This is a genomic window from Stenotrophomonas sp. YJH_SMC_16, assembly GCF_059367875.1.
Map to the genome: position 1 here is coordinate 132,609 of NZ_JCAFRH010000002.1, position 18,917 is coordinate 151,525.

At 62.6% G+C, this 18,917-nt stretch carries 20 protein-coding genes and 1 pseudogene; 9 read left to right on the plus strand and 12 right to left on the minus strand.

All coding sequences use genetic code 11. The features are described from left to right. Positions 1-51: 51 nt before the first annotated feature. Positions 52-393, plus strand: a pseudogene (locus AC5P6E_RS05390) (DUF3693 domain-containing protein); the annotation flags it as partial. A 94-nt stretch (positions 394-487) separates the two neighbouring features. On the opposite strand, the gene AC5P6E_RS05395 reads toward AC5P6E_RS05390, so the two are convergent. Both AC5P6E_RS05395 and AC5P6E_RS05400 read right to left on the minus strand, forming a co-directional pair. Next, the gene (locus tag AC5P6E_RS05395) at positions 488-904 is read right to left on the minus strand and encodes a hypothetical protein (protein ID WP_495230752.1); all 417 of its coding nucleotides are present in this window, start codon (positions 902-904) and stop codon (positions 488-490) included. After that, positions 901-1,419, minus strand: a complete 519-nt coding sequence (locus AC5P6E_RS05400) for a hypothetical protein (protein WP_495230753.1) — start codon at positions 1,417-1,419, stop codon at positions 901-903. The genes AC5P6E_RS05395 and AC5P6E_RS05400 overlap by 4 nt, the downstream gene beginning before the upstream one ends. Before the next feature lie 58 nt (positions 1,420-1,477). Here AC5P6E_RS05400 and AC5P6E_RS05405 point away from each other — a divergent pair, with 58 nt between their 5' ends. From AC5P6E_RS05405 to AC5P6E_RS05415, 3 genes are all read left to right on the plus strand, one after another. Continuing rightward, on the plus strand, positions 1,478-2,362 hold the full coding sequence (locus tag AC5P6E_RS05405; RefSeq protein WP_495230754.1) for a site-specific integrase: 885 nt from the start codon (positions 1,478-1,480) through the stop codon (positions 2,360-2,362). Positions 2,363-2,590: 228 nt separating this feature from the next. Continuing rightward, positions 2,591-3,652, plus strand: a complete 1,062-nt coding sequence (locus AC5P6E_RS05410; protein WP_495230755.1) for a ComEC/Rec2 family competence protein — start codon at positions 2,591-2,593, stop codon at positions 3,650-3,652. Further along, the gene (locus tag AC5P6E_RS05415; RefSeq protein WP_224329347.1) at positions 3,649-4,446 is read left to right on the plus strand and encodes a hypothetical protein; all 798 of its coding nucleotides are present in this window, start codon (positions 3,649-3,651) and stop codon (positions 4,444-4,446) included. The genes AC5P6E_RS05410 and AC5P6E_RS05415 overlap by 4 nt, the downstream gene beginning before the upstream one ends. Before the next feature lie 402 nt (positions 4,447-4,848). On the opposite strand, the gene AC5P6E_RS05420 is transcribed toward AC5P6E_RS05415, so the two are convergent. Further along, positions 4,849-6,282 (minus strand): ComEC/Rec2 family competence protein, encoded by a 1,434-nt coding sequence (locus tag AC5P6E_RS05420; protein WP_253134755.1) that lies wholly within the window; start codon positions 6,280-6,282, stop codon positions 4,849-4,851. A 278-nt stretch (positions 6,283-6,560) separates the two neighbouring features. Then, positions 6,561-7,271 (minus strand): hypothetical protein, encoded by a 711-nt coding sequence (locus tag AC5P6E_RS05425; protein ID WP_495230756.1) that lies wholly within the window; start codon positions 7,269-7,271, stop codon positions 6,561-6,563. Positions 7,272-7,436: 165 nt separating this feature from the next. On the opposite strand from AC5P6E_RS05425, the gene AC5P6E_RS05430 reads away from it, so the two are divergent. The 3 genes from AC5P6E_RS05430 to AC5P6E_RS05440 all read left to right on the plus strand — a co-directional run bounded on the left by AC5P6E_RS05430 (position 7,437) and on the right by AC5P6E_RS05440 (position 9,475). Continuing rightward, positions 7,437-8,192, plus strand: a complete 756-nt coding sequence (locus tag AC5P6E_RS05430) for a tetratricopeptide repeat protein (RefSeq protein ID WP_495230757.1) — start codon at positions 7,437-7,439, stop codon at positions 8,190-8,192. Between the two features lie 455 nt (positions 8,193-8,647). After that, complete coding sequence (locus AC5P6E_RS05435) at positions 8,648-9,004, plus strand: hypothetical protein (protein WP_019336587.1); 357 nt, start codon at positions 8,648-8,650, stop codon at positions 9,002-9,004. Further along, a complete protein-coding gene (locus AC5P6E_RS05440; RefSeq protein WP_019336586.1) occupies positions 9,005-9,475 on the plus strand; it encodes a hypothetical protein in 471 nt (156 codons plus the stop codon). It begins immediately after the preceding gene. 61 nt (positions 9,476-9,536) lie between these two features. Here AC5P6E_RS05440 and AC5P6E_RS05445 read toward each other — a convergent pair whose 3' ends face one another. From AC5P6E_RS05445 to AC5P6E_RS05480, 8 genes are all read right to left on the minus strand, one after another. Further along, on the minus strand, positions 9,537-10,205 hold the full coding sequence (locus AC5P6E_RS05445) for a nucleotidyltransferase family protein (RefSeq protein ID WP_019336585.1): 669 nt from the start codon (positions 10,203-10,205) through the stop codon (positions 9,537-9,539). Continuing rightward, entirely contained in the window at positions 10,181-11,242 is a 1,062-nt protein-coding gene (locus AC5P6E_RS05450; RefSeq protein ID WP_019336584.1) for an XdhC family protein, read from the minus strand. Before AC5P6E_RS05450 ends, AC5P6E_RS05445 begins: the two co-directional genes overlap by 25 nt. 8 nt (positions 11,243-11,250) lie before the next feature. Continuing rightward, positions 11,251-13,455: an aldehyde oxidoreductase molybdenum-binding subunit PaoC gene (paoC, locus tag AC5P6E_RS05455; protein WP_019336583.1), complete on the minus strand. Its 2,205-nt coding sequence runs from the start codon at positions 13,453-13,455 to the stop codon at positions 11,251-11,253. Then, positions 13,455-14,405, minus strand: coding sequence for an FAD binding domain-containing protein (locus tag AC5P6E_RS05460; RefSeq protein ID WP_019336582.1), 951 nt, complete (start codon positions 14,403-14,405; stop codon positions 13,455-13,457). Before AC5P6E_RS05460 ends, paoC begins: the two co-directional genes overlap by 1 nt. Further along, positions 14,402-15,049, minus strand: a complete 648-nt coding sequence (paoA, locus tag AC5P6E_RS05465; RefSeq protein WP_019336581.1) for an aldehyde dehydrogenase iron-sulfur subunit PaoA — start codon at positions 15,047-15,049, stop codon at positions 14,402-14,404. The genes AC5P6E_RS05460 and paoA overlap by 4 nt, the downstream gene beginning before the upstream one ends. Positions 15,050-15,317: 268 nt before the next feature. Next, positions 15,318-16,049 carry a hypothetical protein gene (locus AC5P6E_RS05470; RefSeq protein WP_019336580.1) on the minus strand — a complete coding sequence of 244 codons (732 nt, stop codon included), beginning with the start codon at positions 16,047-16,049 and terminating at the stop codon, positions 15,318-15,320. 81 nt (positions 16,050-16,130) lie between these two features. Continuing rightward, positions 16,131-16,607, minus strand: coding sequence for a nuclear transport factor 2 family protein (locus AC5P6E_RS05475; RefSeq protein ID WP_057504099.1), 477 nt, complete (start codon positions 16,605-16,607; stop codon positions 16,131-16,133). A gap of 62 nt (positions 16,608-16,669) precedes the next feature. Then, positions 16,670-17,239 carry a TetR/AcrR family transcriptional regulator gene (locus AC5P6E_RS05480; protein ID WP_049409782.1) on the minus strand — a complete coding sequence of 190 codons (570 nt, stop codon included), beginning with the start codon at positions 17,237-17,239 and terminating at the stop codon, positions 16,670-16,672. Positions 17,240-17,408: 169 nt separating this feature from the next. On the opposite strand from AC5P6E_RS05480, the gene AC5P6E_RS05485 reads away from it, so the two are divergent. Continuing rightward, positions 17,409-18,362, plus strand: coding sequence for an alpha/beta fold hydrolase (locus AC5P6E_RS05485; RefSeq protein WP_317614326.1), 954 nt, complete (start codon positions 17,409-17,411; stop codon positions 18,360-18,362). Between the two features lie 237 nt (positions 18,363-18,599). Next, on the plus strand, positions 18,600-18,911 hold the full coding sequence (locus AC5P6E_RS05490; RefSeq protein WP_010485735.1) for a hypothetical protein: 312 nt from the start codon (positions 18,600-18,602) through the stop codon (positions 18,909-18,911). The last annotated feature ends 6 nt before the right edge of the window (positions 18,912-18,917 follow it).

An 18,917-nucleotide genomic window follows, 5' to 3' on the forward strand; every position in this document is an offset into this window, starting at 1 on the left:
CGGACGTGATTCAATACCCTTGAATTCCAAAAATCAAGGGCCTTGGATCATATGGACGTCAACTCGCTGCTGGACCAAGCGAAAGAGGCGTGCGGAGTGAGCTACGACAAGGACTTAGCGCCGCGTCTCGGCGTTCGGCCGTCCGCGATCAGCAACTATCGGAAGGGCGTTTCTCATCCGGACGCCGTGGTTTGCGCAACTTTGGCGGGCTTGACCGGTGTTCCATTGGCTCGCGTGCTCGGCGTTATTGGCGAAGCGCGCGCGATCAGTCGCGAAGAGAAAGCCGTTTGGCGGAAGCTTGCAGCCACCGCAATGGCGTTGTGCCTTGCGGTAGGTTTTGCCCTGCCCCACAAGGCTCAGGCGGCCGTCACGGGCTTTGAAAAGTCCACGGTCTATACATTATGCGAAATTATGGATCGACCGAGTACGCGCCTTCGTCTCCCCCCCTCAGCTGCTCCAATTCATGTCCTATTGTCGGCGCCCGCGGTCACAGATCCAGCGCTCGTTTGTGCGCAAGCGCCGCCTTCGCGCGCCAGCCCATTAGCGCTCCGCCCGCCGCAAAAGCGATCGCGTAGTGCACGCCGACGTTGGGTGCAGTGCCAACCAGTGCAATCACGCCACTGACCAGCCCGAGCACGGGATACACCATCCCCACCAGCAGCACCCGCAGTGAACGGGACCGTTCAATGCCCGCCACACCGGCGTGACGCCAGCGCACGAAGCCGTCGTGGAGCAAGGCTTGGCTGAGCGCGGCGATCCCGCCTAGCAGCACGCCGGCCAGAACGTGATAGAGCTCGTTGGAAATCCGGGCATGCAGCGCTGACATGACCGGAAAGAGCGCGATGAAGAGCACGAGCATGGTCATGTCGGCTGCGTGCGCGCGTCGGGAAATGGTGGGTGTCATCGGGTTTTCTCCTTCTGTCGTGCGATGAAGTATTCGGTGGCGTCGGGGTTTTCCCATAGGGGGCGCACGTGTGCTCGGTCAGCCTGCTGCTGTGCGGCCAAGGCATGGTCAGGCGACCAACCGTGACGCGCTCGCCAGCCCTTGGACGGACGATAAAAGTTGGCGTGCTGCAGCTCAATAAACCCTTTGCGTCTGAGGAAGGTGGGCAGCCTGGGATTCTGCACGCGCTCCACGAACAGGGCTGGCCACGGAATCAAGGTATCGCACAGTTCTACGAATTCGGTCAGCCAACCCCGGCCTTTGAGGCGCGGGTTGAGCTGGATATTGCTCAGGGTCAGCACTGGGACGTCATCACCCAGTCCGGCCAGCACCTGTCGCGCGTGCTTGATCCAGATCCGGGTGCCTGCGCGCTTGAGCTCAACAGAGTCGGGGATCTCGTCAGCCTCAACCAGTGAAATCCATTTGAAGAGCTGCAGTTCGATGCTAGGGATTTGGTTCAACTGGGCGTTGCTCATCATGGAACAGTTACCTTTGCGGGTGGTGCAGCGATCAGGATCTGTGGCGACAGATAGTATGAAAGATGTTTCTACAATTCCCGCGTTTGCCGCGCACGCGGCGCGCTACGGCATCGAGTTGACCTTGCCCGTACCCGAAGCCACCGTTCTTCAGTTCGTAGTGGATCACGTACAGCGCCGCTCGACCGACGGCGAACTGGCATGGGAGCTGCCACCAGCCGTCGACCAGGCCTTGGTAGCGGCTGGCCTCAAGGCCAAGCTCGGCCCGTGGACCTTGGCCACCGTGCGCCGTCGTGTTGCCGTCCTGTCCACGGCGCATCGGCTCAAGCAGGTGGCCAATCCCTGCGAGCAGCCGGCGATTCGGACCGCCATCACCTTGGCCGAGCTGGAGACCATGTTGGCCACCTGCGACGACAGCCTGGAAGGCATTCGTGACCATGCCCTGCTCTGCTTCGGGTTTGCCAGCGGTGGACGCCGGCGCAGCGAGATCGCCGCAGCCGACCTGCGCGACCTGCGTCGGATCGGCGAGGCGGGCTACATCTACCGCTTAGAGCACAGCAAGACCCAGCAGGCCGGCGTCACCGCTACCTCGACGCCGGACAAGCCGGTGCTTGACCGGGCGGCGTTGGCGCTCCAGGTCTGGCTGGAGGCGTCTGGAATCACTGAGGGGGCGATCTTCCGGCGGCTGTGGAAACAGCGCGTGGGCCCTGCTCTCTCCCCGGCTGCGGTTGGCGAAATCGTGCAACGGCGGGCGCGACTGGCGGGGCTGGAGGGAGATTTTGGCGGTCATAGCCTGGGATTCGTGACCGAAGCCTGTCGCCAAGGGGTAGCGCTTCCAGCGATCATGCGGCTGACCGAGCACCGATCGGTGTCGAGTGTTGTCGGTTACTTCCAATTCGGTAGCGCCACGGCCAACCCAGCCGCCCATCCTCTAGAGGATTGACTGCCGATTTTGCGGCAAGCCGAGATGATGCCAGTGTAAAACCGGACGCTACCCCAGCAGGAGGTGTTCCGAGTCTGATCAGCCGCGGGAACGAGGCGGATCTCCCTCTAACCATCCGTCACGCCAGCGCGGTGGCGCCAGCGGCACCTCATCCCCATACATTCATACGGCGTGAATGAGTCATGAAAACCTGATAAATTGCAACCAGCGCAATAGCCAAGGTAGGCCATGGTTTACGAAATTGACTTTCTTCCTGTCGGTGAAGGCTCTGGGGATGCGATCGTTGTTCGTTACGGGCATGCATCTACCGGCTACTGGTTGCACGTTGTCGACGGTGGCCGGACAGAAACAGGCGACACCATTATCCGCCACATCGACACGTTCTATCCCGGATATCACATCAGTCATATGGTGGTAACGCATGCAGACAACGATCATGCATGCGGCTTGGTTCGCGTAATGGAAAAGAAGGTCGTCGAGCATCTCTGGATGAACCGCCCCTGGCTTTACGCGGCAGAGATACTTCACCACTTCCACGGCAACTATACTCTGCAAGGCTTGATCGATGAGATCAAATCTAGGCACTCCTACTTGGTGGAGTTGGAGCAGCTTGCGATGGAGCAAGGAACGCAGATTCACGATGTTTTTCAAGGTGACAAGATCGGTCAATTCACCGTACTGGCGCCGTGCAAGCAGCGCTACATCGACTCTATCCCTGACTTCGGCAAGACACCAGACAGATACTCTGCCGAAGCAACTGCAGATGGTAAATTCGGCCTACTAAGAGCACTATTGGAAGGCGGAAAGAAGCTTTTGGAGAATTGGGATGTTGAAACGCTCGCTAAGAGCACACGAACTTCAGCTTCCAACGAGAGCTCCGTCGTTCAGTACGCAAGCCTCGAAGGGAAGGGTGTGCTTCTGACCGCGGATGTGGGACCTATCGGTCTAGAGGAAGCGGCAGCGTATGCAGCTCAACTTGGGTTGGATAGACCTAGGTTTGTTCAGGTGCCGCACCATGGCAGCCGACATAACGTTACTCCTGCCGTTTTGGATTCATGGCTTGGCTCCAAGAAACCGCCCGGAACCGTTATTGGTACTGCATACTGTTCTGTGGGATCCAATAAGGCTGACTACCCGCGCGCACAGGTAACCAATGCGTTTATACGCCGGGGGTTCAAGGTGTATGCTACGCGCACAAAGTGGCTCTCGCATTCACACGGTGGAGGCCACCCGAATACCGTCCCTGCGGTTGCAGAAGTCTTCTCTTCCGAAGTCGAGCCTGTTTCATGAACGGCCTCAGCGCCTTCGACACCTACGCACTGAGAGCCCGACTGTTCCCTGCGATCATTGCTGCCGCGCCGGCGTTTGCCGCGTTGGCTCTGCTTATTTCGTGGAAGAGCTTTGGGCTCTCACAGGTAGTGTCTTCAATTGGTCTTTTAGTCCTTACCTATGCAATTGCTGATGCCGCCAGGGCGCGTGGCCGAGCCATAGAAGGAGCACTCCACAACGAGCGCGGGGGGTTGCCCTCTGTCACCCTGTTTAGACGCAGTGACCTCACCATCAGTAGTGGATCCAAGGACCGTTATCGTGTCTTTCTCGGACATGTGCTTGGCATTGATGTTCCAACTCCGGCGCAAGAGCAGGAATATCCTGAGATAGCCGATGATTTCTACGCTCAATGCGGCGTGTGGCTGCGCCAGCATACTCGTGATAGTCGACGGTTCCGGCTGCTATTTGGCGAGAATGTTACCTATGGATTTCGGCGCAACCTGCTGGGCGTCAAAAGAATCGCGCTTTTTTTAAATGCCCTCGTTGTGCTCTGCTGCATCGCTCTGCTTTGGCGCATTGGATGGACGCTTGATACGGGTCAGGGAAGTCGCATCATAATGGTGTTGCTCGTAGCAATCGCGCACGCGGCATACATGCTATTGGCCGTTAATCGAGATGTGGTATGGGATGCGTCCCGTGCGTACGGACGCGAACTCATCCTGAGCTGTGAAGCCTTTCTGCCGCGCCCAGAAAAAGCCATTAAGGCATCCGTGCCTGCACGAGTACGCCGTCGCGGCGGCCGAGCGGATGGCTAAGGCACACGTAATCTGTGTTTCCCGGAAAATGGTCCGACCCTAACGCAATCGGAAATGAGCTCTTGCATACGTCGGCGCCCAGGTGCCCCGGCTATCCTCGTCCATCCCGCGAATCCGCACTGCGCGGCGCCGATTGTCGCACTATCAGGCACATGGCAAGCGCTGGCTCCAGCGTTGCAAGCGTAGGTCGACGCCTTCCGGCAGCGGCAAATCGGTTTAATGCTTAACCCCGATAGATCTTCCTAATCCCCCGCCCCACTGATTTCCGCCACCGGTCGGAAGCGAACACCTCCGTTTCTCTAACCGCGGCCCTCTGGCCTTTATGAGTGAAAGCCATCGACGCTTTTGACTATCAAGCTCTATTCGGCCACACACTCCCAAGCCTAAGCGAGACGTTTGCGCTCAGGTTTGCGGAATCGACATGGTCTTTCCACACGTAAGCAGGTGAATCGGAGCGCTCGGCATGCCGAGCCAGCCCACTCGCGCTCCGCCGATGTGATCAACCAAATGGACAGCGGTAGCAAGCACGTCACCATCTAATCCGGCAACTGTACTCCCCGGGTCCGATGGCAGCATCGGGGAGACCCAGCTACCATGCTTCCAGCCTTCGCTCTGATGCACGATGACCGATTCGATCGTAGGGTGTTGCACTTTTGTCTTGCCATGCGTGTTCCCTGGCCCGAACGAGTACAGCAACCTTGCGTAGTCGTGTGCAGGCCTTGCCGGCGGGACACTCTTTGGCGACATCTTCGCGCCATGATGCGGCGCCACTATCACCGAGATGTTCTCAGGAAGATCGCCTGGAATCAGGTTGTATGGCGCATCTCCCATTAGTAACCAAGTTCTGTCGAGTTCCTTATTAGTTACGATAAGGACTAGCCCGGATTCGTTCTTGTTGTTCAGAGCGCCTTTGCACTGTCTGATCTCGAGCTGAGGCGCCCCCCACGTTACGGTCCCGTAAGGAGGAAAAATCAGGAGCTTCCCTCCGGCGGCAAGAATCGATGCAGCGAATGTGGCGTGGCTTTGGCTGATGGTCTGACATGGAACTATCCACGTCAACTTCAGCAGGTCCGTATCCAGCGTTGCCGCAGTCCAATGGTCTGCATCCCAATGCGAGAGGATCACCAAAGGCTTATCACACGTACAGAACTGAATGCCTGGCGGACACGTTTTCTTGTTCCCGTACACGCCACAACCCACATCAAAGTAAAGACGCGGAAGACCGCACTTGCAAGTCAGCGCGTTCGCCGACCCCTGTCCTATGTCAAGCATCAGCAACTGCTCAATCGGACATCCTCTGGGGAGTTCAGCGGAAATTTGAGCTTCTGTGGCCTTCGGCCACAAGCTCATGTCGAATACCCTGTCCAGAGCGGTAGCCGGGACCCCTTTTTGGGTCAGGCTTTCTATCCATGCTTGGACCGGATTGGCAAAGGCGCCTGCGAATACGAAGGCCTCTATCTCACCTCGCGGAGCAAGCTCGATCTGAACCCACTGCGCGCCATCCCTCAGCAGGCTTACATACTCGTGCGAGGTGGGGACGGTTATCTCGATCCGATAGAGAGGCACTTCGTCTAAGCCGGAAACTATGGGGTTATCGGCGATCTCACCTCCACCTTCGAACAACTGCGTCCAATAGCGCTTTACTTCCTGTTCTGCCCTATTGAGGTCCAGCGGGCCACCCTCCCTGAACCCTCGCCAGCTTGCGTCCATCGCATCAAACGCGATCGTCACTTCTTCAGCCTCATCGAAGTAGATGGGCTCGAACTGATCGACCCTCGCATATGCCGTCTGCGGGTATTCGGACTCCGTGGATTCGGTGCTAAAGAACCTATTCATGCATCAACCTCCTTGTGATTGCCTTCTTATCGTCAAGCCACATCGAACTCAACCCAGAGATTAGGCTCGTGACGAACAGACAGGATTGATCCGGGTGGAACTTCGAAATTTGGGCTACCGTTTGGGGAACTGATCCAGCGATCAGGGTTGCACCCCGTCACCACGGCCACTTTTGAGTCCTAGGTGGCTTTACCTACCCTCGATAAACATCCCTTATCGCTACTCCCCGTGCTGAAGTGCACAGCCACTCTCAGCTTGGCGCTTGCCGAGATCCAACCCTATTGGGCTGCCGGAACAGGAATCACACCCTTTCGCAGAATCTCCAATCTCCCAACATCGCCAACAGGCACAAGCACTGTAGCCTTCCGCGCCGGTTCCCACAGTGCATAGCTGTCACCAAGACGACCAATCAGGCTAAGGTCGCCCTGCACCTTTCCATCAACAGTCACAGTCGTCACGTGCTTGCCGCCGCCAGAGGAAATCTTCTCGGCACGCTGGGAGCCAAGCATGCTTGACGCTATCGAGACGTAGACCAGCATCACCAAGGCGTAGATCAGCCAAGGGGAATCTTTCACTGCGGTGGGCACCACCGGCGAAAGATGCACGATCAACGCACAGATGACCGTCAGAAGTACCCCTATCAGAAGAGGCCACGTGTTCGACCACCAAAGCAGCATCCCTAGGGCAGTGAGGAAAAGCACTGGAAACAGCCATGCGAACAGCTTGCTTTTGGAGCTGCCGCTCGTGACCTTTATCTCCACCCAGCCGCCAAACAGCGAGGCCAGCAGCATGAGAAATAACACCATGCCGATCCCCGCAAGCCCTGCCAGCGCAAGCTCACTCACCGCAACAAACTGAAAGGGATCCAGGCCGAAGTGCCCCCAATACGCCTTCAGATAGAAGGCCCCTTGAATCAACCCGAACGTGACGAGCGCCGAACCCCATCCAGCAACATCAGCCATGGTTAGCGTCTTTTGCGTACGTTCCATGTATCCCCTTCCATCGATGCAGCCCCGCCACATAGTGGCATGCTGCGCTCCGCTCTGCAGAATCCATCCTATTAACGTGACGCGTCACGCCCGATCACCCCGCCCATTGGCGCCCCACCCCTCCCCCACTATAGTTCCACCCCTTACAAGGACGAGGCACCCCACATGCCCTATATCGGAATCGGACTCCACGTACTGGCCGCCATCTACTTCGCGGTGCACGCCATCCGCTCGGGCCAGAGCCTCTACTGGCTCATCCTGCTCTTCTCGTTCCCGCTGCTCGGCAGTGTCGTCTACTTCCTGGCGATCTATTTTCCGGAAGTCCGTCACTCGCGCGGCGCCCGGCAGGTCGTCCGTTCCGCCAAGCAGCTCATGGACCCGGGTCAGGACCTTCGCAGCGCCCGTGCCGAACTGGCGCGCACGCCCACCGTGCAGAATAGGGTTCGCCTGGGCATGACGCTGCTGGATGCCGGCCAGGCCGAGGAAGCCAGAACCCTGCTTGAACAGGCAGCCAGCTCGCTGCTGGGCGACGATCCTTACATCCTGACCGGCCTTGCCCGTGCCCGGCTCGAGTCCGGGCACGCGGCGCTTGCGGTGGAGACGCTGGACGGCCTGTTCGCCCGCCACCCGGATGTGCGCCGCAAGCCGGAACAGACCCTGCTTTACGCGCAGGCACTGGCGGCTGCCCAAGCGCCCGGCACCCGTGCCGCGTTCGAGCGGGCCGTGGAATGCGGACACGATGCCGCCGCTCGCTGCCTCTACGCCGAATGGCTGATGGCGCAGCCGCAACCCGACGATCGCGAGCAGGCCCGCAGCCTGTTCGCCAGCATCGTCGACGATGCGCAGCACTGGTCGCGCCATGCACGGAGCCACAATGCCGCATGGCTGGAGCGAACCAAGGCGGCGCTGAAGGGTTACTGACGCCAGGCAGCCTTTGGCAATTCTGTCGTATCCGCCTCGTTCACGACCTCGCCGGGCGGATGCCGACACTCTGCCGGCTTGCACCACTGACACCGACGACAGCCTTGCAGCACAAGGCTCCCGCCTCATTGCGCCGCATGCAACGATTCTGAAAATGTTGAATGTGGTGACGGCATCAGCCTTACTGCATTGGCATCGCGCACAGCCGGGCGTATTCCTTTCCTCGCCACCGAAAACAGGTGGCCGGGATTCGAAACCCCGGTAGTTCGCTGAAGTAAACGCTTGCCAGCCGGCATCACCCTGTGTGGTGCCGGCTGGCAATCCGTCGGCCGGCCATGGCGGGCGGTGCGTGGAGGCCTTGTGCCTGCCGGTTCAGCGAACACCGGGTTTCGAACCACGCATCGTCCGCCACCTTTATCGGTGGCGGCTTCTGCATGCACGCAAGGAGCCCCGCCATGACCCAGCCCCACTCCCCTGCCCCGCACCCGATCCACGACGCGCCCGCCAACGGCCCCGCGTTGGACCCGAACACCCTCATCGCCCTGCTGCACAGCATCGGCGCCGGCGCCGCCTCCGATGGCCAGCCGTGGCCTGAACGCCATCAGATGCCGGGCCGGCGCATCGCCTTGGCGGACACCGACTGCTCGCTGGCCGGGCTTCGCGTGGTCCTGGAGATTCTGCTGGCCGCGCAGCGCGCCCGCGAGAACGGCGAACTGGAGCAATACGTCGGCCCGCGCGTGATGGAGGGCCTGATCATGGCCGGAATCGGCCTTACCGCACACGCCAGTACCCGACTGTATCCGGAGGGTTGAGTGGCGTGGTGCCGCTGGGCGGCCAACGCGCTCTGTCTTGTGGTGGTGGTTGCGGCACAGGCGCTGTGGCCAGCGCCGCCGGTGCCCTCGCCTGTCGCGTTCCAAAACATCAACGACGATCGATTCTCACAGCTGCGCCGCCAGGCGATGCAGTTCGTGGACTCTCGGCCACGACAGGGCTTCCAGTTCGTCGAGCGGCATCGAGATGCCGCGTTCCAGGTTCATTGCCGAGGCATACCCGTGCTGTGGCTGGAGAGGCGCCCGCAACATCTGCTGTTGTGGGCCTCACTGGACGCGAAGCAGCGGGCGCCCGCCGTTGTGCGGTTGCAGGCGCTCCTCCAATGGCAGTTGGAGCCGTTGGATTACCTGGAGCAGGTACTGGCTAACGTGCCGGAGCCTGTTCTGTTCGATCGGGTGCTGCAGATTCTTGCTGGTGATGTGCCTGATGGGGCGCGATGTGGCGTGCCGTAGTCGAGGATGGCTCGACTCTACAGGGCTGCGGGCAGCGAGGGTTCGGGCTCCGGCCCTACCGCTAGTCACCTGCGCGACGGGCGTTGGCACCGTGATCGTGCGACTCAACCCCAGCATCGATCCAGCCCAAATGCCGCGCACGCGCAAGATCTTCTGGCGTATCGATATCCAGGCCCAATTCCGGTGCCTGCAGGACATGCACCGTATCGACAGGAAGTTGCCGCAGAGGCGCTCCGAAGCCGCGGTCACCGGTTGCACCCGCAGAGTTGAACCATGCGCGCGGCACTACTGCAGGAATGCCAAGCGCGTCTCCATGACGGGTGCCAGCGCACCCTGATGCCGAGGCGCGGGCACCGGAAAGCAGCGCCTGCAGATGGGAGCGCTCGATTGCGGGCTGGTCGCATGCCACGACCATCACCGCGGTCACCGTGGGCAGCAGGTGCGCGCCGGCAACCTGCAGGCTGCTCGCCAGGCCGCGTTCCCAGTGGTGGTTGGTTACCGGAGTGGCGTCCAGCCCGGCAATGCTGGATGTCACGGCCTGTGCGTTCGCGCCCACCACGACCAGGACCTGCGCTGGCGCGAGCTCCCGCGCCAACCGCACCACGCGATGTACCAGGGTCTCGCCCTGCCGGGTCAGAAGCTGCTTGGGCTGGCCAAGTCGGGTGCTCCCGCCGGCAGCAAGCACGACGACCGCATGCGCGTCAGTCACCTGCAGTGCGCGCTTCGCCATTGCTGCAGCTGCGCGGCGATGCTGAGCGAAATCGCCTCTGGCCCTCGGCCGCCGATGTCCAGGCCGACCGGTGATCGAAGTCTCGGGGAAAGGCGGTGGCGCTGATCCGGTGTCAGCAGCTTGAACAGGTCCTCGCGCCTTCGCCGCGGACCCAGCAGTCCAATGAACGCAACTTTGGTATCAGCCAGGGCCACCAGCGCCTCCCGGTCCAGTTCGAAATCGTGATGCATCACCAGTGCCGCGTCGCACGGGTCGCCATGAAGGGCTTCGGCAGGGTTGGTCTGAAGATGCGCATCCGCGCACTGCCCGGCTGAGGCCCAGCGCGCTCGCCGTTCGGCCACGCTGACCCGCCACCCCAGGCCGCGCAGCAGCGGAACCAGGAAGGGCGTTTCGGGACCGCCCCCCAACACCAGGGCCCGCGGAAGCCGGGGCAACGGCAGACGCCAAGCACCCTCGCCAAAGGGCTGCGTACCCTCCATCGGATGCAGCTGCCACGCCTGCTCGTGATTGCCGGCACGGAAAATGACCTGCCCCGACGTGCGAAGGTCGCGCTGGAGTGACACACCCTCGCGCAACCAAGCCTCGATGACGTCGTCGATGCCGGCCATGGCACGCAATGGCAGGAGCGCAATCCGCAGCCGGCCGCGGCAGCCGAGCGCGGACCCGCTCAACAGGTCGTCGTCACTGCGGGTGTCGATCTCGATCCAGTCGACCCGCCCTGCCGCGCTCACCTGCTCCGCGCGTCGCGCGAGCTCGGGCTCCAGGCACCCGCCGCTGAGCCAGCCAACCTGGCCGCCGTTGCAGAACAGCACCATGTCGCCGGCACCGGCGTAAGTGGAGCCATCGGTTTCCAGCACCAGCGCGAGCACGGCGTGCTCCCCCGCGCGCATGCGCGTCAAGGCCGTATCGAGCACGCCGCGCGGGCTGCCTTCGGTGAGGAAGCTCGGCGGTGCGGACAGGTCCTCGGCAAGATCGCCGGGCTCCCCTCCGCCTGCGGCGGCGGCCTCCAGAGTGGTCGAGGCTACGGGTCGGTCCATGCGCAACGTCAACCCACGTCGGGCAAGCCGGGCAGCAGCTTGTCCAAGGTAATGGGATAGTTGCGCACGCGCACGCCGGTTGCGTTGTAGATCGCATTGGCGATCGCGGCGCCAACCCCGCAGATGCCCAGTTCACCCACACCCTTGGCCTTCATCGGCGAGATCACCGGATCCAGCGTGTCGAGGAAGACCACCTCCTGGTACGGGATGTCGGCGTGCACGGGAACCTCGTAGCCGGCCAGGTCGTGGTTGATGAACAAGCCAAGCCGTTTGTCGACCACCAGCTCCTCCATGAGGGTCGCGCCCGCACCCATCACCATCCCGCCGATGACCTGGCTGCGTGCAGACAGCGGATTGAGGATCCGGCCGCCATCGCATACGGCAAGCATGCGGCGGATGCGCGTCTCTCCCGTGTAGGCATGCACGGCAACCTCGCAGAAATGCCCTGCATAGGTGCCGACGTCGTAGCCTTGCTTGAAGTCGCCGAAGGCAATGCCGTCCTCTGCCGACAGTGTCCCCGCCTCCGTCAGCTTGATGGTCCGCCCACCCGCCTGGATGCGGCCATTGGCGAAGTCTGCGGTGTCGCCGTCGAAGCCCAGTTTCTCGCCCACCTTGCGGCGCAGGCTGACGCACGCCGCGTACACACCCGCGGTGGAGCTTGCCGCGCCCCACTGGCCGCCGGAACCGGCGGAGGCAGGATGACGGGAGTCGCCGAGGGTCACCTGGACCCGGTCCAGCGGCACGCCCATGGTCTCGGCTGCCGTCTGCGCGATGATCGTGTAGGAGCCGGTGCCGATGTCGGTCATGTCGGTCTCGACAATCACCCCGCCCTGGCCGTCAAGCCGGACCCGCGCCGCCGACTTCATTGTCGGTGCGCCGCGATAGCCCGCAGACACGCCCATGCCGACCAGCCAGTGCCCTTCCCTGACCTGCGCCGGCCTGGGGTTGCGCTTGTTCCAGTTGAAGCGCTCCGCGCCTTCGCGCAGGCAGCGCACCAGGTTGCGGTCGGAGAACTTCTTGGACGGATCGCCGGGTACCACCTCGGGCTCGTTGAGGATGCGGAATGCGATCGGATCGAGACCCAGCTTCTCGGCCATCTCGTCCATCGCCACTTCCAGCGCCATGTGGCCCGGCGCTTCGCCCGGTGCGCGCATCGCATTACCTTCGGGCATGTCGAGCGTGGCGATGTAGTTGGCCACCAGGCGGTTGGCGCCCGCATAGAGCTTGGGCGTCTGCAGGGTGCCGTTTTCGCCGTCCTCGCCGTTGATGTTGCCCGACCAGTTCTCATGGGCGATGGCGGAGATCCGGCCATCCTTTCCGCAGCCGATCCGCACGCGCTGGAGAGTGGCGTGCCGGTGCGTGGTGTTGTTGGGCATCAACGGGCGTTGCAGCGCGATCTTCACCGGTCGCCCGACCTGCTTGGCCGCCAACGCGGCCAGCACCGCGTCGGCACGGATGAACAGCTTGCCGCCGAAGCCGCCGCCGATATAGGGCGAGTCCACGCGCACCTTGGCAGGATCGATGCCGAGGATCGCCGCCATGCCCTGCCTGGCCCAGTCGATCATCTGATTCGCCGTCCACAACGTGAGCGTGTCACCCTCCCAGGCGGCGATGGTGGCGTGCGGCTCCATCATCGAATGACTTTCGTCGGAGGTGTGGTAAGTCTCGTCGAGCTTGACCGCCGCGCTCGCGTAAGCGGTGTCGAAATCGCCGAGCGTCTGCCGGTCGGGCTTGCCACCGCGCCCCTTTGCCAGCGGCGCGGACGGTGCCAGGGCGGGAAAATCGAAGCGGCCCTTGCCGCGCTCGTAGCGGGTACGGATCAATGCCGCGGCGGCGCGGGCCTGCTCGAAGGTCTCTGCCACCACGCAGGCGATGGCCTGATGGTAGTGGGCCACCTCGGCTCCGCCGAACAGCGGCGCATTGTTCCAGTTCGATGTGCCGACCGGCTTGGTTTCCGGTGCGGTGATGACCGCCAGTACGCCGGGCGCGGCACGCGCGCGGGAGGCATCCATCGAAATGATGCGCCCCTTGCCGATGCCCGCGCCGACGATGTAGCCGTAGGCTTGGTTCGGCGCCACGTCATGGCGCTCGTAGGCATAGGGGGCGGTGCCGGTGGTCTTGCGTGGACCGTCGATGCGCGGCGTCGACTTGCCGACGACCTTGGCCTTGTCGAACAGGTTGTCGCCGGCGGGGGCGTTGAATTCAAGGGGCATCAGCGCTCTCCTTCCACCAGCACCGCTGCGAGGGTGCGCTCTGCGAGCGCGATCTTGAACGCGTTCTCCGGCGTCGGACGGGCACCGGCGAACACCTGCCGGGCCGCGGCCTTCACGCCGTCGCGCAGCAGGGGTTCGGCTGCCTCGACGCGCCACGGCTTCGGCGCGACCCCACCGAAGGCGAACCGCGCCGAGCCATCTCGCTGCACGACCGCGGCGACCGACACCAGTGCGAACGCATAGGACGCGCGGTCCCGCACCTTCTGGTACACGTGCCGACCGCCCAGAGGTTCCGGCAGCGTGACGTGGGTGATCAGCTCACCGCGCTGCAGCACGTTGTCCTGCTGCGGCCTGTCGCCGGGCGAACGATGGAAATCGGCAATCGGGATGCTGCGCGTACTGCCGTCCCCCCTGACGGTCTGGATCGAGGCGTCCAGCACCCGCAGGGCCACCGCCATGTCGCCCGGATAGGTCGCGATGCAGCTGTCCGAGGTGCCGATCACGCCCATCTGCCGGGAGAACCCCTCGAGTGCGCCGCAGCCGGATCCGGGCAGGCGCTTGTTGCAGGGCAGATTGGGGTCGTAGAAATACGGGCAGCGCGTGCGCTGCAGCAGGTTGCCGCCGGTGGTGGCTTTGTTGCGCAACTGCCCGGAGGCGCCTGCCACGATCGCGCGGGTCAGCACCGCGTAGTCGCGGCGCACGCGCTCATGCGAGGCCAGCGCGGTATTGGTGACCAGCGTGCCGATGCGCAGGCCACCCTCGTCGGTGGGTTCGATCCTGTCCAGGCCGATGTCCTGCACATCGACCAGGTGCGCTGGCGTCTCGACCTCCAGCTTCATCAGGTCGAGCAGGTTGGTCCCTCCGGCCAGGAACTTCGCGCCCTCGGTACCGGCGACGGCCCTGGCGGCCTCGGCCGGGGATTTCGCGCGTTCGTAACTGAAGGCCCTCATGAGCGCCTCCCTGCAGAGGTCACGCCAGCGACCTCTGCCATCGCCTCGGCAATATTGGAATAGGCGCCGCAGCGGCAGAGGTTGCCGCTCATGCGTTCGCGCATTTCCATGTTGGTGGCCTGGGGCCGTGCGCTGACGTCCGCCTGTACATGGCTGGGCACACCCCGCTTGATCTCGTCCAGGACCGCCACCGCCGAACAGATCTGCCCCGGCGTGCAATACCCGCACTGGTAGCCATCATGCTTGATGAAAGCGGCCTGCATCGGATGCAGGTCATCGGGAGTTCCGAGGCCTTCGATGGTGGTGATGGCATCGCCCTGGTGCTGCACCGCCAGGCTGAGGCAGGCATTGATGCGCTCACCGTTGACCAGCACGGTACAGGCACCGCATTGACCGTGGTCGCAGCCCTTTTTCGTTCCGGTCAGCTTCAGATGTTCGCGCAGGGCATCGAGCAGCGTGGTCCGGGTGTCGAGTTCAAGCTCCCGCCGCTCGCCGTTCACGGTCAACGCCACCGTGCTGATGACCGGCGGCCTGGGCGGCGGGGGCGCCGCCAGTTCGGCGGCGAGCGAGGAGGCCCCCGGTGCGGCGGACATCGCCACGGTCGTGACGCCGCCGGCGATCACCTGGCGACGCGTCAACTTCATTCCTTCATCACAACTTGGCACAGTGACCTCCTGGCGTTCGGGGAAACCCCGTGGCTGGATGGACGCGCTCATACTACCGAAGGGCTACTATGCCCATCTGCGGGGTACAGGCCTGTGAAGTCGGCGAAATGTACGAACATGATGCAGCAAGCCCGAAGAAATCGGCTGCATCCAGCCACAGCGCGGCACTCTTGAGCCATGCGTATGCCTCACTGGATTACTCACAGTCCTGTTTGTCCCTCAGCATGAGGAACATGATGGCCCGACGCTACAAAGGCGTTTGCTGGGAGGGCTCGGGTTCGTGGATGGAGCCCTCCAACAAGGCAACGTAGGTATCAAGCCTGGTGCGAAGGCCGATCAGCATCCAGCCCAGCAGGTACAGCAGCACCATGGCGAAGATCAGTAGTGCACCCAGCGGGCCAACATCGAAAGCGCCCGCCCAGTCGCCCCATTTCCATCCGCGGAACTGCAGGTAGAGGGCAATCAACAGCGGGAATGGTCCCAGCCGCTGCAGGCCGCCATACATCATGCCCATGCGCTCAATCATGTTTGTGCGCAAGGTGCTGACGAACTTGAGTCGCCGCTCGCGCTGGACGCGCGGGAATCCGCGAAGCTCGGTCACCACCGCTTGCCAGTGAGCGAAGTCTTCATCCATCTCCCGGGCGTGCGAGAGCCGCGGCTGGCTGAACTGGCGAATGCCCCTGCGGGCGGCCAGTACGCCACCGACAATGAACCCTCCGATTTCGATTGCCAGGCAGGCAACAACCACCTGGAGCACTACGCCAAGAGGCAGCCATCGATCCGGAAGCTGCCCCATGAGAATGCCGATGATCGCCGCACCCACGCCGATGCGAAACGCCCACGTCTCCACCCTGCCCGCCTTGGGGTAGATGCTGTGCTCAACCAGTCCCTGCACCCGCTGGTAGAGCCAGTGGAATGTCAGTTCCTGCGAATCGGTCTTTGCCGACTGATCGAATCCGCCCCTTGCCTGCATGTCCATTGCGCCCCCTTCCCCCGGCCGGCGCAGACGCCGGCCACCCCATCGTACCTGAGCGCGCTTGGGATGGCGCCCAAGCGGGAATCACATACCCAGCTCCGACAACCCCGGATGATCATCCGGGCGACGCCCCAGCGGCCAATGGAACTTGCGGTCGCTCTCCTTGATCGGCAAATCGTTGATGCTCGAGAAGCGGCGCTGCATCAGGCCGTCCGCTCCGAATTCCCAGTTTTCGTTGCCATAGGAACGGAACCAGTTACCGGAGTCGTCGTGCCATTCGTACGCGTAACGGACAGCAATGCGGTTCTCGGTAAAGGCCCAGAGCTCCTTGATCAGGCGGTACTCGAGCTCCTTGTTCCATTTGCGTGCCAGGAACTGCCGGGCTTCCTCCCGGCCATTGGTGAATTCGGCACGGTTACGCCACTGGGTGTCGAGCGAGTAGGCAAGCGACACCTTGTCGGCATCGCGGGAGTTCCAGCCATCCTCGGCAAGACGCACTTTCTGGGTGGCCGATTCAAGGGTGAACGGAGGAAGCGGCGGACGGGTTTGTTCAGCGGACATGGGGAAACCTCCAATCGAAATGGATACACGGGTTGCTTCAACGGATCTGGGGTACCCAGGCGCTAACGCTTGGCCTGTTCCAATAACAGCTTCGCGACATCCTTCGCGGTGTCTGCGGCGTCGTAATCACCCATCACGCGCGACAGGGTGATGGCGCCTTCCATCAGGACCAGCAGCTGACGGGCCAGGTCCGCCGGCTGCTCCACATCCAGTTGTTCGGTAAGTTCCAGCGTGTAATCGAGCAACTTCTGCTTGTGATTCCGCGCGATCTCCCGGATCGGATCGGCAGGGTCGCCGACCTCGCCCGCGGTATTGATGAACGCACAACCACGATAGCCCTCGGACTGGAACCAACCCTTGAGCACGGTGAACATGCCGAGGATGCGTGCTTCCGGGGTATCAGCCTTGTCGCACTCCTGCCGGAACCAGGCCAGCCAACGCACATCGCGCGCACTCAGCGCGGCAGCGGCCACGTCGTCCTTGTTCTCGAAGTGGCGGTAAATGCTCTTCCGCGCCACGCCGGAGGTCTTCACCAGCAGGTCCATGCCGGTGGCGTGGATCCCGTTCTGGTAGATCAGCGCCTCGGCCGTGGCCAGGATCTTCTGGTGGGTGTCGGCGGTGGCCTTGCTCATGGCTGCAAGGTAGAACGCGCGTTCTACCTTGTCAACAGGCGATCCCGAGCGATTCGCGAGCGCACATCCGTGCAAGACGATCTATCAAGAAATCCGGACAGTTCATCACCCGAACGCCTGATTTCAGGCGCAAAGTACGCCTCACCACCCACCCATGAGAGTTCCCCGCATGAACACCTTCACCCGTACCCTGGCCGTTGCCGCCCTCGCCCTCTCGGTCCAGGCCGGCCTGTCCGCGCAGGCCGCCGAACCGGCCACGCCGGCGGCAGTCACCAGCGTCGCGCGCACCGCCAGCTACATCACCACCGCCGATGGCGTGCAGCTGTACTACAAGGACTGGGGCCCGAAGGACGGCCCGGTCGTGACCTTCAGCCACGGCTGGCCGTTGAACTCGGACAGCTGGGAATCGCAGATGATCTTCCTGGCCGATCATGGCTACCGTGTCATCGCGCATGATCGTCGCGGCCACGGGCGTTCCAGCCAGCCGTGGGACGGCAACGACATGGATCACTACGCCGATGACCTGGCCACGGTGATCAATACGCTGGACCTGCACGATGTCACCCTGGTGGGCTTCTCCACCGGTGGTGGCGAAGTGGCGCGCTACATCGGCCGGCATGGCACCGGGCGAGTGAAGAAGGCGGTGCTGATCAGCTCGGTACCGCCGTTCATGCTGAAGACCGCCGACAACCCGAACGGCCTGCCGATCGAAGTGTTCGACGGCATCCGCAAGGCACAGATGGATAACCGCGCGCAGCTCTACAAGGACATCCCGTCGGGCCCGTTCTACGGCTTCAACCGTCCGGGCGCGAAGGTCTCGCAGGGGCTGATCGATGCGTGGTGGGCGCAGGGCATGCAGGGCGGCCACAAGAACACCTACGATTCAATCGCTGCGTTCTCCGCCACCGATTTCCGCGCGGACCTGAAGAAGTTTGATGTGCCCACCCTGGTCATCCACGGCGACGACGACCAGATCGTGCCGATCGATATCTCAGGCCGCCAATCGGCAAGGCTCATCAAGGGCGCCAGGCTGATTGTCTACCCGGGTGCGCCGCACGGCCTGACCGACACCCACAAGGACAAGGTCAACCAGGATCTGCTGGCGTTCCTGCAGGAAAAGTGAGTGACCGGGGCTCTGTTGTGATGGCAGAGCCCTTCCTTCCCAGAAGCAGGGCTGGCACCGGAGAAGCGCCGGGTGCCGCGCCAGTGCACGATTGCGGGCGTAGGATTTCAGGCCAACGATGGAGCGTGTTCCGCACTTTGATGAAGGGTTAACCTCCAACGGAGGACACTGCGCCCTCACGGCTCTTCTCCGGCGCAGAATCCTTTGCTCCCGTGTCCAGCCCAAGACGACACGGCCATGCACCCTCCCAATGCCTTCCGGATCCATGCGATCCAGCCCCTTCTTGCGCGCAATGGCGCCATCGTTCGCCTCGATCAGTTGCGATCCACCTGCAAGAGCTGCGGCTTGCGCTCATCAATGACTCAGGACGAGGGCATCAAGACGAGTCCATCGGGTACGACGCTCACGTGCCCAGCGTGCGGTGCCACGGGGCTGATGGACGAGGTGGAGATATGGCACCACTGGCTCGAACAGTGCCGGCGTGAGCGGATGCTGGCGCTCTTCGATCCCGCGCCTGACGAACCACTGGAGCCTGGTGTCCCCGAATGAGAGCGG